Genomic DNA, 13,796 nt, shown 5'->3' with positions numbered 1-13,796 from the left:
GCGGTCCACCCGGCCCCGTGAAGGCCCTCCGGCCTACGGCGTACGGGTGAAGGACCGGCGGTAGGAGCGGGGCGGAACTCCCCGGCGCCGCACGAACTGTGAGCGCAGGACGGCCGCGCTCCCGAAGCCGACCAGGCGGGCGATCTCCTCGACGGGGAGGTCCGTGGTCTCCAGGAGCTCCTCGGCGCGGCTGAGCCGCAGGCCGAGGAGCCAGGCGTGAGGGGTGGTGCCCGTCGAGGCGGCGAACCGGCGGGCGAAGGAGCGCCTGCTCATCAGGCACCGGCGGGCCAGTTCCGCCACCGGAAGCGACTCGTGGAGGTGCTCGCGGGCCCAGGCGAGCACCTCGGCGAGCCGGTCGTCGTGGCAGTCCTCCGGGGCGGGGGCGGTCAGGTACTGGGCCTGTCCGCCGTCGCGGTGGGACGGCAGGACCAGGTCCCGGGCGATGGCGTTGGCCGTGGTGGCGCCGTACTCCCGCCGCAGGAGGTGCAGGCACAGGTCGAAACCGGCGGCGGCTCCCGCACCCGTGACGATCCGGCCCTCGTCGATGTACAGGGCGTCGGGTTCGACGGTGATGTCCGGGTGGCGGTCGGCCAGCAGGCCGGTGAACCGCCAGTGCGTGGTGGCGCGAAGCCCGTCGAGCAGCCCGGCCGCCGCGAGTGCGAAAGCGCCGACGCAGTGTCCGGCGACGAGCGCGCCGCGCTCATGCGCGGAGGTCAGCGCATCGAGCACGGCTGGTTCCGGCGGTGTACGGAAGTCCGCCCAGGGCAGCGCGATCACCAGGTCGGCCGCGGCCAGCCGGTCCAGGCCGTGCTCGACGACGATCGGGAGCCCGACGTCGGTGCGGATCCGTCCGGGCCGGTCGGTGCACAGGGCGAAGTCGAAGCGGGGCAGGTCCTGGCCGCGCGCGTCGAACACCTCGGAGGCGATACCGGCTCCGAGCATCCCGACACCGGGCGGGGCGTAGGCGGCGACGGTCACGAAGGGCGGCATGCGAGCAGTCTGGCACGATTCATGCGATCAGTGGCAGCACGGCCACTCGTGAAGAAGGGTGCTGCCACGAAGACTTGGGGCCATGACAGACGCACCGCTCGGCCGCAGCGCCACGTACGAGATCCTGACCACCGGCTACACCCTCTCCACCGGACCCGGGGTTGCCGCCACCGTCTCCTACATCAGTGACGGGGGACTCCGTGTGATCGTCGACCCGGGCATGGTGGCCGGCCGTCAACGGATCCTCGGGCCGCTCGCGGAGTCGGGGGTCGGGCCCGACGACATCACCGACGTGGTGCTCAGCCACCACCATCCGGACAACACCATGAACGTCGGCCTCTTCGGCCAGGCCCGCGTCCACGACCACAAGGCGATCTACCTCAACGACCAGTGGACCGACCGCGACGCCGAGGGCTACGAACTGACCCCCTCGCTCAGGCTGATCCGCACCCCGGGGCACAGCCGCGAGGACATCACCCTGCTGGCAGGTACGGAAGCGGGTGTCGTGGCCTTCGTCGGGGACCTGTGGTGGCGCCCCAACGGCCCGGTGGACGACCCGGTCGCCCCGGACCAGGACATGCTGCTGGCATCCCGGCTCCGGGTGCTCGCCGCCGCGGACCTGATCGTGCCCGGCCACGGCCCCGCGTTTCCCGCCGACGACACCGCCCCGCGCTGACCGCCGACGAATTCGTCCCCGCCAGGACCTGCGGGAACCGGTCGGCCACGCCAAGGGCCCGGGTCGGCACCGACACCCTGACCGGCGGGGCCGTTGTGCGGCTCGGTCACAGGTGACCGGCTGCGATCCGGTACCTGGCGGGTGAGGGGGCACCGGTAGGGCCCGTCCGGCGGGTCGCGTACTGCCGGACGGGCCCCCAGGGCTCAGCGCTTGAGCGTGAAGGTGAAGTCCCCCGACAGCTTGCCGCCCAGGCGGACCGTCGACACGAGGTTCCCCTCCGCGAGCAGTCTCCCGGCCTCGGCCCGCGAGAGGCCGAAGCCCTCGGCGATCAGTCGCACCGGCCGCACGGGTATCCGCGCCGCGAAGCGGACCGAGACCTCGATCGCCTCACTCTCCGGCTGATTCGGCTGATGCGGCGCGCCGCTGTCGAGGCGCCAGGCGTCGTCCCAGTCGAGGGCGATGCGATTGCGGCGCCGTACGACAGGGTCCTGGAGCAGTTCGGCCGCCAGGCCGGGGTCGTTCGAGTGCAGCAGGTTCAGGAACTCCGGACGCACAGAACGTACGTTCATCCGCTCCAGGACAGTGAGCTTGGTGGTGTCCCCGCACCCCGTGCACAGGGCGAGGAGCCAGGCGTCGAGGAGCTTGTGGTTCGCGTTGACACGGAATTTGCCGTTCGCCCGGAAGCGCCCGGAGGCACACCTGTGGCAACGGCGGAGGACTATGGGCAGGCAGGTGGGCACAACCACCCAGGTTCTGGACACAGAAGTACACCGGTTCAGTGAGAGGACCGCAGCGAAAAGGAGCGCGGCGCACAGGTGCGACGCGCGACGGATCAGCGCTCGGGGGGTCTCACTTGGTGTACAACGGCACGTCCTTGACGGGGCGACTGCGGGCGCAAGGACGATAACGGCGCACGGGGACGCGGTTCCACCGGTTTTCGGAGCGGGCCGGCGATGCCTCGCGGAGGGCGCCCGCACCACTTGGGGCGCCTCGCGAGGTGGGGAACTCAGGCGGCTACTGCGGCGGGTTGAGCCTGCGGAAGTACGTCCAGCTGGTCTCGTTCGGTTCGCTCCACTTCTCCGGCGCCCGGGCGAACTCCGGGTGCCGGTCGGCGATGTAGGCACGGGTCCGCCCGGGGACCTCGGCGTACGAGCCGAGCTTGCGGCCCCGGCAGTGGAAGGTGAGGCCGCCGGGCGCCTGACCGCGGGCCATCCACGGGAGCCACGGGGACATCCGGGTCCACGACAAGGTGGCCGGGACGCTCGGCGCCGGGCCGGCCAGGTCGGCCCGGTCGGCGAAGAACTGGAAGAGCTCCAGTGCCTTGTACGTGTCGCCGGCCGAGTGGACGGGGTACTGGGAGACCGGCAGCGGCGAGGGGTAGGCGAGCGGGATCTCCAGGCTGAAGCAGAGTTGTCCGCCGAGCTCGGTCGTCGGGATCGGGAAGGGGCGCCACTTCTGGTTCGCCGGGTCGTTCCAGACGTGCACCACCGGCAGGTCCTGCCAGGTCTCCAGGATCTCGCGGGTGGCGGGGTCCAGGTAGAAGGCGGCCTCGCGGGTGAGCAGTTGATAGGCGTCGGGGCCGGCTTCGGTGTCCTGCACCAGGCGGGCGACATTGAGCCCTTCGAAGCCGAAGACGCGTCGGTAGGGCTCGTCGGGAGCCCAGGAGTACACGTCCCCCGACCACCAGTACGTGACCTCCTCGCCGTCGAGCGAGGCGCGGGTGCGGGCGAAGTCGCGGAGCAGCTCAGCGGGTGTCGTCATACGGAGTACTCTGCGCGACATCCGCCCCGGCCGGGCAGGAAACAGCCCCCGCGAAGAAGCCCCGGACCAAAGGCCCGGGGCTTCTTCGACGATGAGTGCTGTCAGTCCTCCCGCCGCTCCGCATCCTCCTGCAGGTAGGCGGAGATCATGGCGAGGTCGTCGGCGATGTCCAGCACGCCGTTGACGTCGGTCGTCGGGGTGGAGGCCCCGTTGACTCCGGCGAAGAAGACGTCGAAGCGGCCGTTGCCCTTGTCCAGATAGCCGGCGATGGTGATCGCGCCGACGGCCAGGCGGTTGTTGAGGGCGTCCAGACCGACGGCGGCGCCGGTCTTGGCGAAGACCTTGCCGCGCGCGGGGCAGTCGGTGCAGTTGTCGGCCAGCAGGCCGTCGACGCCGAGGATGGGCAGCGCGTTCCGGAAGACCTCGGCCTCGGGGGTGCGATGCCAGTACGTGAGGATCTGCACCACGGCTGTGGGCGTGGTGCGGTCGACGGGGTTGCCGCCCCGGCCGTCGAGGAGCTGGACCTGTGTGCGGTCGACGCCCGCGCGGTCCAGGAAGTCGGCCAGAACCGGGAAGCCGTCCATGCAGTCCTGGCTGCCCTTCGCGACGGCCATGAGACAGACGGCGAGGTTCCCGCCCAGGTTGTGGCTGACCTTGAAGATGAGCTTGGCGTACTGGGAGTAGGGCGGGGAGGTGTACTGGGCCACGCGCGGCCGGCCCTCGTACCCGTCGGGCAGCCGGCTGACCGGGTTGGCTCCCGTCGGATCTGCGGTGACCTTCACCCCGGCCCGTCCGAGTGCCTCGATCAGCGCGGTGCGTCCGAACGCCGCCGGGTCGGTGATGGGGGAGACCTTGAGTGCCGGTTCGGAGTCGGCGGCGATGGTGCCGGACAGCTTGATCCGGGTGCCGTTCTCGGAGGTCGTCACGTCGATGTCGGTCGGCTCCCCGGCTGCCACGGTCCTCACCGTCGAGGTGACGCGGTACGGGGCGACCTTCGGGCGCCAGTCCAGCCGCGCGGGCGCGCCGGGGCGGGCGCCGGGGGTCGACAGCAGATCGATGAGGTTGTCGTTGATGATCAGCGGGGTCGGGACGGGGATGAATACCGGCTCGGGCCGGAAGAGCCGGTTGTCGACGATCACGTTCCCGTTGACGCGGGTGATGCCGGAGCGCCGCACCTGCTGGGCGATCCGGTTGATCCCGGCGAGCGGGTTCTCCGGCGTGAGCGTGGCGCCGGGGAAGTCGTTGGCGTACGTGTGGTCGAGGTCGGTGTAGTCGACCGTGCCGTCGGGCCGAGTCCTGCCGCCCATGGTCAGGTCGCCCTGGGCGACGAGGTCGAGATCGCCGTTCAGCGTGCTTCCGCGGCGATCACCGACCGCGTAGACAGGCGTCCTGAAGCGGTGGTCGCCGCCGAGGGTGTCCCACGCCCCGGAGGTGCCGAACAGCTTGGCCACCGACCCGGGGATGAAGAACTGCTCGGCGAACCGGCTGTGGACGACCCGCCCGCTGTCCGGGTCCTGCTGGAGCAGACCCCACTGGGCGTTGGGGTAGTCCGGCTTCCCCATGATCTCCGTGATCCGCGGGTCGAGCCGTTCCGGACCCTCGTCGTCGGGCGACGAGGCCGCCTGTGCTGCCGCGCTCGACGTCAGGGCGAGGAGCAGCAGGGCACAGCATCCGGCGACCACACGTCGCCGAAATGATCCGACATTCTCTCCTCGCACCGCAGCACGCACCGTTCGTCTCGGCAGTTTCCTGTCCATGGGGTCAGGTATGGCCCCCGACGGTCGCCGGATACGGACGGCGCGAACGGTAGTCACCCGAACGGCACGGAGCATTCGTCGAAATGCGCAGCTGACGCCCGGTCGGGTACAGCCGGTCAGCGCGGCAACGGCTGGTTCCGGTTCCCGATCCGGGGCGAAGGCTAGGGTCGCCGGGTGAGCCGAATCGAGCGGAAGGCCGAGGGTGCGGGGCCGTTCACGACCCGGCTGACCTGGCGCCTCAGTGACGGGGGCACCGCGGTCTGGGAGTCGCGGCCGGCACGCAAGCGGGGCCTGCTCACCGTGCGGGCCGCCGGCGAGTCGAAGCCCCGCTCCCGTAGGACGGACAGCGCATCGGCCGCCCGTCTGGGCAGGCTGAACGCCGTCGCGGCGGGTGCGTTCACGGCCGGTGGGTGCCTGTTCGCCTCAGGGGCCGCGGTGGGCCAGTTCGGCACGGGCGGCGTGACGAGTGCCTGGATCTACTTCGCGGGCGGCCTGTTCTTCAACACGGGCGGCTACGTGTCGCTTCTCCAGGCGGTCAACGCTCCCCGTCAGGACAGCGGAACCGGGGCGCTTGCGGCACGGCGCTGGAGATGGTGGAGCTACGAGCCCGGCCGGATCGACTGGCTGAGCACCTTCCTGCTGTTCGCGGGGACGCTCGTGTTCGGGATCAACCTGCTGAGCTCCCTGTTGCAGGGGCTTTCCGTGCAGCAGGCGAACAGGCTGGTCTGGGCCCCTGACATGGTCGGGTGCATCCTGTTCCTCCTCTCCGGGCACCTTGCCCTGGCCGAGGTCTGCCACGGCCGACCGGGCATCCGCCCGCACGACCTCGGCTGGTGGATCGTCGCCGTCAACCAGCTCGGATCCGTGCTCTTCCTGGTGGCGGCACTGGCGGACTTCACCCGCCCCGCGACGGGAGACGTCGTGAACGTCGACATCACCAACTGGGGCACCCTCACGGGAGCACTCTGCTTCGCCGTCGGAGGGGTGCTCCAGTTCTTCGAGCGCCCCTGATCCCCGGCGAGGGCCTCACCACGCCTCCGCGTCGTCGGCCGTATCCGCGGGCGCCAGCCGTGCCGTCCCGTCGGCCTTCGACCGTATCCGCATCGCGAGCAGCGGAAGCACGAGTACGGAGATCATCCCGGCGCCGACCAGCGACGCCGCCTCGTCCGAGCCGAGGAGGTCCTGATCGACGCCGATGGTCGTGATGGCGACGACCAGCGGCAGGCACGTCGAGGCGAACAGCGAAAGGGCCACCCGGTCCGTACGGCCGAGATCCTTCGGGGCGAGCACGTACACCGGGCCGCCGCGCACCAGCAGGACCAGCAGCAGGAAGACCGGCACCAGCAGCAGCGCCACCGGGTCGTGCAGCAGGGCGTCCAGATCGAACTCGATGCCCGTGACGACGTAGAACAGGGGTACGAGGAAGCCGAAGCCCATCGCCTCCACCTTGCCGACGACCTCCCCGCTGCTCCCGGGCACCGCACGGCGCAGTACGAGGCGGGTGAGGACGCCGGCCGCGAAGGCGCCCAACAGCACGTCCAGGCCGAAGACCTCGGCGAGGCCCAGCATGCAGGCGAGCAGCAGCATGACGAACCGGACCGCGAACTGGCCGCTGCTGTGCAGGGTCCGTTCGGTCAGCCGGGCGAACCAGTCCGGCCTGGGACGCAGCGCCCAGAACACCGCGCCGGCCGTGATCGCCCCGAACGCGGCCAGCAGCGCCGCCGACTCGGCCGCCCGGCGTCCGCTGAGCAGCAGCGCCATGGCGACGACGGGGCCGAACTCGCCGACGGCCCCGAACGCCGACACGACCGTTCCGAACCGGCCGCGCAGTTCACCCCTGTCCCGCAGCATCGGCAGGACGGTGCCGAGCGCCGTGCTGGTGAGCGCGGTGCCGATGACGAACGCCTCGAAGATGTCGCCGCCGCTGATGAGGACGGCCACTCCGATGCCGAGGGCGAGTGAGACCAGCCAGGACCACAGGGAACGGCGCAGGGTGTCGCCGCGGACCGCCGCGAAGTCGATCTCGTACCCGGCGAGGAAGATCAGCATGGCCAGGCCGAGGTCGGCGAGTGTGTCGACGACGTCGCCGGGGTGGGCCCAGCCCAGGACATCGGGACCCATGAGGATGCCGAGGGTGATCTCGAAGATCACCAGGGGGACGCGGATCCACCTGCCCGTGGCGTGTACGAGAACGGGCGCCAGGACGGCCGCTGCCATGATCAGGACGAGCGTGCCCGGGTTGGTCATGACGCGCCGCCGTGTCGCGGGCTCACGGCGTGAGGACGGCGAGGCCGGGGCGGGGAGTGGCTTCCGTGACCGACGGCCCCGCGGGCTTCGATTCTGAGGGGGACATCGTCTCTCCCTTGTCCACGGTGTGCCGGAAGCCGGTGGCGCACCGTCGCGCACGCCCGGTGCCACTCTCGCCCGCGTGGCAGGAGGGGACTACCGGGTGTGGGCCGTCAGGGGGAAGGACGCGCTCACCGGCGCCGGAATCCGTGGGGCCGTCGCTGTGTCACACGCGTGTGGTGTGCTCGTCCAGGAGGGCCCGCAGCCGGTCGATGCCCCCGGCCCCCTGCACGGCCTGCTTGGGCAGGACGTCCAGGCACATGATGTTGGGGTCCCGGCTGAGCAGGACGAAGTGGCCGGCCGTCTCCCGGTAGCCCTGGAAGAGGGACCACTTCTGGGCCAGGGTGCTGTGGTCGTTGCGGCAGGTGATCCCGTTTGGGGACACGGTGGCGTGGTACTCGCCCTGCCATCCGACGAGCCGCTGCACGTGGGCGGCCTGCAGCCGCGGGTACCCCCACACGAACAGGACGACGAACAGGAAGAGAACCGTCGAGACCACGTCGATGCTCCCGCGGCCCACGGTCGAGAGCAGCCACTGCCCTGCCCACAGTGCGAGGAACACCCACCGCAGGACAAGGCCGGTCCGCTTGATCCGCTCGCGGACCCGCAGGCCGACGAGCGTGTCGGCCGACTGCGGCACGTACGCCAACCGGACCTCGGTCCGTTCGTCCATCACACCGTCAAAAACTCCGGCGTTGTTGTCGGTTCCTTCGGTGCTGCTGTCCTCGGCCATGCTTCCTCCCCGTACGAAGATCCGCGGATACTACCGTCCGGCCGGTGTCTCCCGGCCCTCGGCGGACAGGGCGGGCCCGGCAGATCCGGGCCCGCCACAGGGTCAGGACCTGACGAGGGTGATGTCGGTGCTCCGGAAGTCGGTGACGCTCACCGGGTAGTCACGGTCGTCCGCCCCGGCCAGTCCCCGGAGCACGGCGGCGCCGGGCTGGAAGGAGGCGGTGGGGTCGATGTTGCTGGGGAAGGACGTGGTCCACGGAACGGGGGCGCCGGGCTCGCAGACAACGATCAGGCCCTCGTGGGAGCCGGCCGCCGTCGTGCGCTTCTGCGTCTGGTAGGCGCTGACGTTGATGCTGATGCGGGCCGGCTTGTTGCAGGTGGCCGTGCCACCGACGGTGATCTCACCGGTGCGGGTGACCACGGTGCCCGTGGTGTCCAGCTGAACGCCGATGGCGAGTTCCGCGGGGGGCTCGGGCATCCGGGCATGGAGCTCCCCGCGCACGGGGAGGGTGGATCCGCTGCAGTACCGCTCGAAGGTGGCGTCGACCTCACGGATGTAGCCGTGGGGTCCGTAGACGATGTGCGAGACGGTGAAGGAGCCGGTGCCGCTCTCGCAGTACCTGTCGGTCGTACTGAACTGAAGTTTGGGATCCTCCGGCAGGGCCTCGGGCCAACTGCGGGCGTTGGAGTAGGTGGTGCCGGCCACGAGCTTCTGGCCGTAAGGGGCTGACATGGACAGGGCCCAGCGCTCGCCCTCGGCCGTGACGACCGTCGCGCCTGCCGCAGATTCGGAGGTCGGCCCGGAGATGTCGAACATCTCCGTCGTCTCAGGGGTGTAGGCGTAGGACTGTCCGCCGGAAATGTACTCGCCCGGCTCGCCACTGAAGCTGAGCGATCCCGTCACCGCTTCATGGGCCTGCGCCGTGCCTGCGAGAGGGGCCACCGTCACCGCCAGTGCGAAAGCCGCTGTGAGTACGGCCGCCGTGCGGGCAACGCTGCGAACCAGCGCGTTGCTTCTCATCATGATGCTCCCTCGTAAGAACCCGCCACGTGGGCGGTCTGCCGTACCCAGCGCATCCCTTCCGCGAAACGTCACAGGCAGGGCCGCCAACCCGGGTTCCGCCTCCGGACGGTGACGATTCCTCAGTGACGCTTCTTCGTCTCCCGACGCAGAGATGAGGGGGCGGGTTCAACGGGGTGCCGGTACGGAGAGGGAAGTGTGGGGGCGTACGACGCGGAGCTCGGTGCTGCGGTTGAGCGAGCTCAGCAGGGGGACGAGGAAGGGTTCGCGATCGCCTACCGGCTGGTGCAGCCGGGCTTGATCGGCTATGTCCGGGGGTTGGTCGGCGAGGACGCCGAGGACGTGGCGTCCGAGGCCTGGCTGGAGATCTCGCGCGACCTGGGCCGCTTCCGCGGCGACGGGGCGGGTTTCCGGGGGTGGACGGCAACGATCGCCCGTCACCGTGCTCTGGACCATCTGCGCAGGCAGAAACGGCGACCGCGCACCTCACTGCTGGAACAGGACATGCTGGAGATGCCGGGCCGGCACGACACGGCCGCCACTGCCCTCGAGAGGCTCTCCACGGAGCAGGCTCTCGAACTGATCGGCAACTTGCCGCGCGATCAGGCGGAAGCCGTACTGCTGCGCGTGGTCGTCGGGCTCGACGGTCCGGCGAGCGCGCGGGTGCTGGGCAAGCGCGCCGGGGCCGTTCGCACCGCGGTGTACCGGGGACTGAAGGGACTGGCGGAGCAGCTCACAAGGGCCGGAGCAGGTGGTGTGACGCCTGGGGCACGGCGCACGCTGAAGGATGAGACATGAATGCCGAACGGGACGATCCCCCGCTTCCTGAGCTGGAGGCGCTGCTCGACGCGGCCGGCCGCCCCGGCACCATCGGCCCGGCCGCCGAGGAGATGGCGCTCCGTGCGTTCCGTACGGCGCGTGAGAACGGCGTGCACACGGCACCGCCGCGATGGCGGCGCCGACGGGACGACTGGCGGCCCGCCGACGAGCGCCGCCGGCCGCGGTCGTTGAAGGTGTTGCTGGCGGGTGTGGTCACGGCTGTGGCGCTGGGCGGGGTCGCGGTGGCGGCGGGGGCCGTCCCGTCACCGTTCGGCGGTGGCGCGGAGCCGGAGCCGGCGCACAGCGCGCCCGCGTCACCCGGCGCGGACGAGGAGCCGGCCGGCGGCGGGAGCGGGGGGCGGGCACCACGGCGTCCGGCAGCACCCTCCCCGTCGGCATCGCACGAGCCCTCGAGGGAACGCCCGGGCACGGCACGGGACATCGCCGCGCACTGCCGTGTCTACCTGGCGGCAGTGGAGGGGCGGGGCAAGGCGCCCGAGGACGCGGCGACAACCCGGCTCGAAGAGGCGGCGGGCAGCCTGAAGGCCGTACCGGGCTACTGCGCACGGTTGTTGGAGGGCGAGCAGGACAGGAGCGGGGCGAAGGGAGCCGAGAGGAGCCCGGCGCACCCCGTGAAGCCGGGGACGAAGGACCTGCCGGTACCGGCCGGCCCCGGTGCGGCACGGGGCTCCGGAGCAGGGTGACGGGTCCCGGGCACCGCGGATGACGGTCGGTCCCCCGCCGGCGACGGGTCCGTCCGCCCGCAGGGCACCCCACCCGGCCGGGCCGTTGCGTCCCTCGTCTGTCGCGGAATTCCTGTGTTTGTCGCCGGGCCCCTGTGGATTCGTCCTCGCTCGGTAACAGAGGCAGCCTGCAAGGGCGTTCGTATGTCTTCATGGGGGCACGGCAGGCGGGGACGACAAAGGGGCGGGCGGACATGGCAAAGCACAAGGGGAGGGGATGGCACGGCCGGCTTCTCGCGGCGGGGCTCGGGGTGACGGCGGTGGCCGCTGCCACCTCGGTATGGACCGCACAGGCCGACACCACCGGCACCCGTCAGCCGAAAGCGCCTGTCTCGGTGCCGGACGTCCGGCCGGTCGCGGTGGACATCGCGCACGCGTCGGACCGCGGCGCCCGGGGCGTCAACATCACCATCGACGACGGACCGGACCCGACGTGGACACCCCAGGTGCTGCAACTGCTGAAGGACAGCGGGGTGAAGGCCACGTTCTGCATGGTGGGCACGCAGGCCCAGGCGCACCCGGACCTGGTCAAGGCGGTCGTGGCGGACGGGCACCGGCTGTGCAACCACACCGTCTCGCACGACACCACCATGGACAAGAAGTCCGAGGCCTACCAGTCCCAGCAGATCCTGGACGCCGAGCGCATGATCACCAAGGCGTCCGGGGGCGTCCGGCCGCAGTACTACCGGGCCCCGGGCGGCGCGTTCACCCCGTACAGCCGGCAGCTCGCCGCGTCCCGGGGCATGCGCCCGTTGGGCTGGAACGTCGACACCAAGGACTTCGAGCATCCCGGTGTGGACGCCATGGTCGCCACCGTGAAGAACGAGATCACCAACGGGCCGACCGTCCTCTTCCATGACGCGGGAGGGGAACGCTCGGAGACCGTTGCCGCTCTGCGCGAGATCCTGCCGTGGCTGAAGCAGCAGGGCTACTCCTTCGGCTTCCCCGTGCGGTGAACTCCTGCTCCCGCCCCGCGAACCGCGGTTAGTCGTGGGCGACGTGCCGCCACTCGACGTGGCGCAGGGCATCGGCCGCGTCCTCCCTCCCCCAGCGCCCGCTGCCGCCCGGGCACCGGCCATTCACCGGTCAGCCGGAACACCTCCTGGAGCGACTGCCCGGCGTGCCCTGCCGCGCAGGCCGCCGTAACGGTGAGGGCTGCTGGCTCCCCGTTCTGCACCTCCCACTAGAGTGCGATGCTTGTTCGATTCGCCGCGAGGCGGAGGGGGAGGGGTCGTGGGCGTACAACTGAGGGACACCGCAGGTGAATTGGCGAAGATACTGTGGCAGGAGCACACCGTGTACCGGGAGCGGTCCGGCGGTGTGGTCATCCGGGGTGAGCATGTAGAGCGGTGGATCAGCCTCGCTCCGGCGGGCGGTCGGGACGAGATCCTCGTACGCGCGGGACGCATCCTGGACGGCGGCACCACCGCTCCGGCGCGTTCGGAAGCCGTGGTCCCCCTCTCCGCCGGTACGGGCGTGCTCGCCGCGACCTGCCGGCGCCTGCTCGCCGAGGCGGCGGCCGATGTGGCGCCGGTCGCTCAGGGGCGGGCAGGGGCCGGGCGGTCCCATCGGTCCGGGAAGGCCGCGCGGCCCAAAGGCACGGGGAGACACACCGGTTTCGGCTCCTGGGTTGTCCTCGCCTGCATCGCCGGTGTGATCGCCCTCTACCTCTACAGCACCGCGACGCACGGCTGACCGGTCGTACGGTGACCCGTCGGCCGGCCGCGAACTCGCGGTCCGAGCTCGGCGATCACCGTTACACGGTCTTATCGGCGCAGTCCGGCGAAGAGATCGTTCTCGGGTACGGCCGCGCCGCCGACGTCCTTCACACGTACGAAGGTCTCCATGCCCATCAACTCGCCGAACCTCTCCTTGCCCATCCTGAGGAAGAAGATGTTCTCGCCCTGACTGGCGTGCGCGGCCAACGCATCGAACTTCTGACCGCTGAACGCGGTGGTGTCCACCCACGTGGTGATCTCGTCGTCGGGGAGGCCGATCTCGGCCATCGCGGCGGCCTCGGCGGGATCCGGCTCCGGCATGTCCTCCTGGAACTCGCGCATGGTCTCCCCGAACCGCTGCATCATCGAGCGGGGCATCGTCGTCCAGTACACCTTCGGTGTCAGCCCGGTCATCTCCAGCGCAGCCATCGTGATGCGGTGGGCCTGGATGTGGTCGGGGTGGCCGTAGAAGCCGTTCTCGTCGTAGGTGACGACCACATCGGGCCGGTAGTGCCGCATGAGCTCCGCAATTCGGGCGGCGCCTTCCTCGACGGGGGTCTGCCAGAAGGATCCGGGGGCGTCGTTGCTCGGCCAGCCCATCATTCCGGAGTCGGCATAGTCCAGCACCTCCAGATCGCTGATCTTCAGGACGTCACAGCTCGCCTCGAGTTCTTGACGGCGCATCGCAGCGACAGCCGACGGATCGTGCCCGGGATCGCCCGGCTTGACACCCCCCGGTCCGTCTCCGCAACTGCCGTCGGTACACGTCACGAGAACCGTGCGGATTCCTTCCGCCGCGTACCGCGCGAGGACTCCTCCGGTGCCGGTGGCCTCGTCGTCGGGGTGGGCGTGTACCGCCATGAGCGTCAACGGCCGGTCAGTCGTCATGAGAACAATCCTCCTGCAGAACTACGTCGTGGTCCGAACACGCGGCGGGCGCACCGCGGTCCTGGGGCCCGGATCCTGGTGGGGCGGACGACTTCACGGTCTCCGTCCCCCCGCCCCTGCGGCGCCGGTTCCCTCGGTCGATGCAACCGTGCCGACCGGACCGGCTGTTCCCGACACGACCGCTCGTCACTTTGAGCACCGTCTGAAGCTGCTGCTCGATCCGTCCCTGGCACGCAGTCCGCCCGGTCGGAGGCCCTACCCCTACTCCTACCGGCATCCGGATATACGCAAGGCCCATCGAAGCCCCGGCAGTGAGACCTGAGCGCGAACCGGCCGACGGGCGGC

General features: G+C 70.7%; 14 protein-coding genes. 6 read left to right on the top strand and 8 right to left on the bottom strand.

Going from position 1 to position 13,796, the window contains the following annotated elements; all coding sequences use genetic code 11:
- Positions 1-33 precede the first annotated feature (33 nt).
- Positions 34-990 carry a GlxA family transcriptional regulator gene (locus tag ACFW9O_RS06825; protein WP_384605928.1) on the bottom strand — a complete coding sequence of 319 codons (957 nt, stop codon included), beginning with the start codon at positions 988-990 and terminating at the stop codon, positions 34-36.
- Positions 991-1,072: 82 nt separating this feature from the next.
- Here ACFW9O_RS06825 and ACFW9O_RS06820 point away from each other — a divergent pair, with 82 nt between their 5' ends.
- The gene (locus ACFW9O_RS06820; RefSeq protein WP_384605926.1) at positions 1,073-1,666 is read left to right on the top strand and encodes an MBL fold metallo-hydrolase; all 594 of its coding nucleotides are present in this window, start codon (positions 1,073-1,075) and stop codon (positions 1,664-1,666) included.
- Between the two features lie 203 nt (positions 1,667-1,869).
- Here the strand turns inward: ACFW9O_RS06820 and ACFW9O_RS06815 are convergent, their stop codons facing one another.
- The 3 genes from ACFW9O_RS06815 to dacB all read right to left on the bottom strand — a co-directional run bounded on the left by ACFW9O_RS06815 (position 1,870) and on the right by dacB (position 5,145).
- On the bottom strand, positions 1,870-2,427 hold the full coding sequence (locus ACFW9O_RS06815) for a DUF1062 domain-containing protein (RefSeq protein ID WP_384605924.1): 558 nt from the start codon (positions 2,425-2,427) through the stop codon (positions 1,870-1,872).
- A gap of 253 nt (positions 2,428-2,680) precedes the next feature.
- Positions 2,681-3,427: a DUF1838 family protein gene (locus ACFW9O_RS06810; protein WP_384605922.1), complete on the bottom strand. Its 747-nt coding sequence runs from the start codon at positions 3,425-3,427 to the stop codon at positions 2,681-2,683.
- A 101-nt stretch (positions 3,428-3,528) separates the two neighbouring features.
- Positions 3,529-5,145 carry a D-alanyl-D-alanine carboxypeptidase/D-alanyl-D-alanine-endopeptidase gene (gene dacB / locus ACFW9O_RS06805; RefSeq protein WP_384605920.1) on the bottom strand — a complete coding sequence of 539 codons (1,617 nt, stop codon included), beginning with the start codon at positions 5,143-5,145 and terminating at the stop codon, positions 3,529-3,531.
- A 213-nt stretch (positions 5,146-5,358) separates the two neighbouring features.
- Between dacB and ACFW9O_RS06800 the strand changes: the two genes are divergently transcribed.
- Complete coding sequence (locus tag ACFW9O_RS06800) at positions 5,359-6,195, top strand: hypothetical protein (RefSeq protein ID WP_351166085.1); 837 nt, start codon at positions 5,359-5,361, stop codon at positions 6,193-6,195.
- A 15-nt stretch (positions 6,196-6,210) separates the two neighbouring features.
- Here ACFW9O_RS06800 and ACFW9O_RS06795 read toward each other — a convergent pair whose 3' ends face one another.
- The 3 genes from ACFW9O_RS06795 to ACFW9O_RS06785 all read right to left on the bottom strand — a co-directional run bounded on the left by ACFW9O_RS06795 (position 6,211) and on the right by ACFW9O_RS06785 (position 9,286).
- Positions 6,211-7,431 carry a cation:proton antiporter gene (locus ACFW9O_RS06795; protein WP_384605917.1) on the bottom strand — a complete coding sequence of 407 codons (1,221 nt, stop codon included), beginning with the start codon at positions 7,429-7,431 and terminating at the stop codon, positions 6,211-6,213.
- Positions 7,432-7,696: 265 nt separating this feature from the next.
- On the bottom strand, positions 7,697-8,263 hold the full coding sequence (locus ACFW9O_RS06790; RefSeq protein ID WP_384605914.1) for a YcxB family protein: 567 nt from the start codon (positions 8,261-8,263) through the stop codon (positions 7,697-7,699).
- Positions 8,264-8,365: 102 nt separating this feature from the next.
- Complete coding sequence (locus ACFW9O_RS06785; RefSeq protein WP_384605911.1) at positions 8,366-9,286, bottom strand: hypothetical protein; 921 nt, start codon at positions 9,284-9,286, stop codon at positions 8,366-8,368.
- Positions 9,287-9,481: 195 nt separating this feature from the next.
- Between ACFW9O_RS06785 and ACFW9O_RS06780 the strand changes: the two genes are divergently transcribed.
- The 4 genes from ACFW9O_RS06780 (at position 9,482) to ACFW9O_RS06765 (ending at position 12,540) form a co-directional block, all read left to right on the top strand.
- Positions 9,482-10,081, top strand: coding sequence for an RNA polymerase sigma factor (locus ACFW9O_RS06780; protein ID WP_384605909.1), 600 nt, complete (start codon positions 9,482-9,484; stop codon positions 10,079-10,081).
- Positions 10,078-10,806, top strand: coding sequence for a hypothetical protein (locus ACFW9O_RS06775; RefSeq protein ID WP_384605907.1), 729 nt, complete (start codon positions 10,078-10,080; stop codon positions 10,804-10,806). Before ACFW9O_RS06780 ends, ACFW9O_RS06775 begins: the two co-directional genes overlap by 4 nt.
- Before the next feature lie 233 nt (positions 10,807-11,039).
- Positions 11,040-11,801: a polysaccharide deacetylase family protein gene (locus ACFW9O_RS06770; protein ID WP_384605905.1), complete on the top strand. Its 762-nt coding sequence runs from the start codon at positions 11,040-11,042 to the stop codon at positions 11,799-11,801.
- 319 nt (positions 11,802-12,120) lie between these two features.
- Complete coding sequence (locus ACFW9O_RS06765; RefSeq protein ID WP_351166233.1) at positions 12,121-12,540, top strand: hypothetical protein; 420 nt, start codon at positions 12,121-12,123, stop codon at positions 12,538-12,540.
- A gap of 71 nt (positions 12,541-12,611) precedes the next feature.
- Here the strand turns inward: ACFW9O_RS06765 and ACFW9O_RS06760 are convergent, their stop codons facing one another.
- On the bottom strand, positions 12,612-13,424 hold the full coding sequence (locus ACFW9O_RS06760) for a PIG-L family deacetylase (RefSeq protein WP_384606618.1): 813 nt from the start codon (positions 13,422-13,424) through the stop codon (positions 12,612-12,614).
- Positions 13,425-13,796 lie beyond the last annotated feature (372 nt).

It is taken from the genome of Streptomyces sp. NPDC059499 (assembly GCF_042749285.1).
In the GTDB taxonomy this organism is placed as follows: Bacteria; Actinomycetota; Actinomycetes; order Streptomycetales; family Streptomycetaceae; genus Streptomyces.
This window is presented reverse-complemented; position numbering and strand designations above follow the sequence as displayed.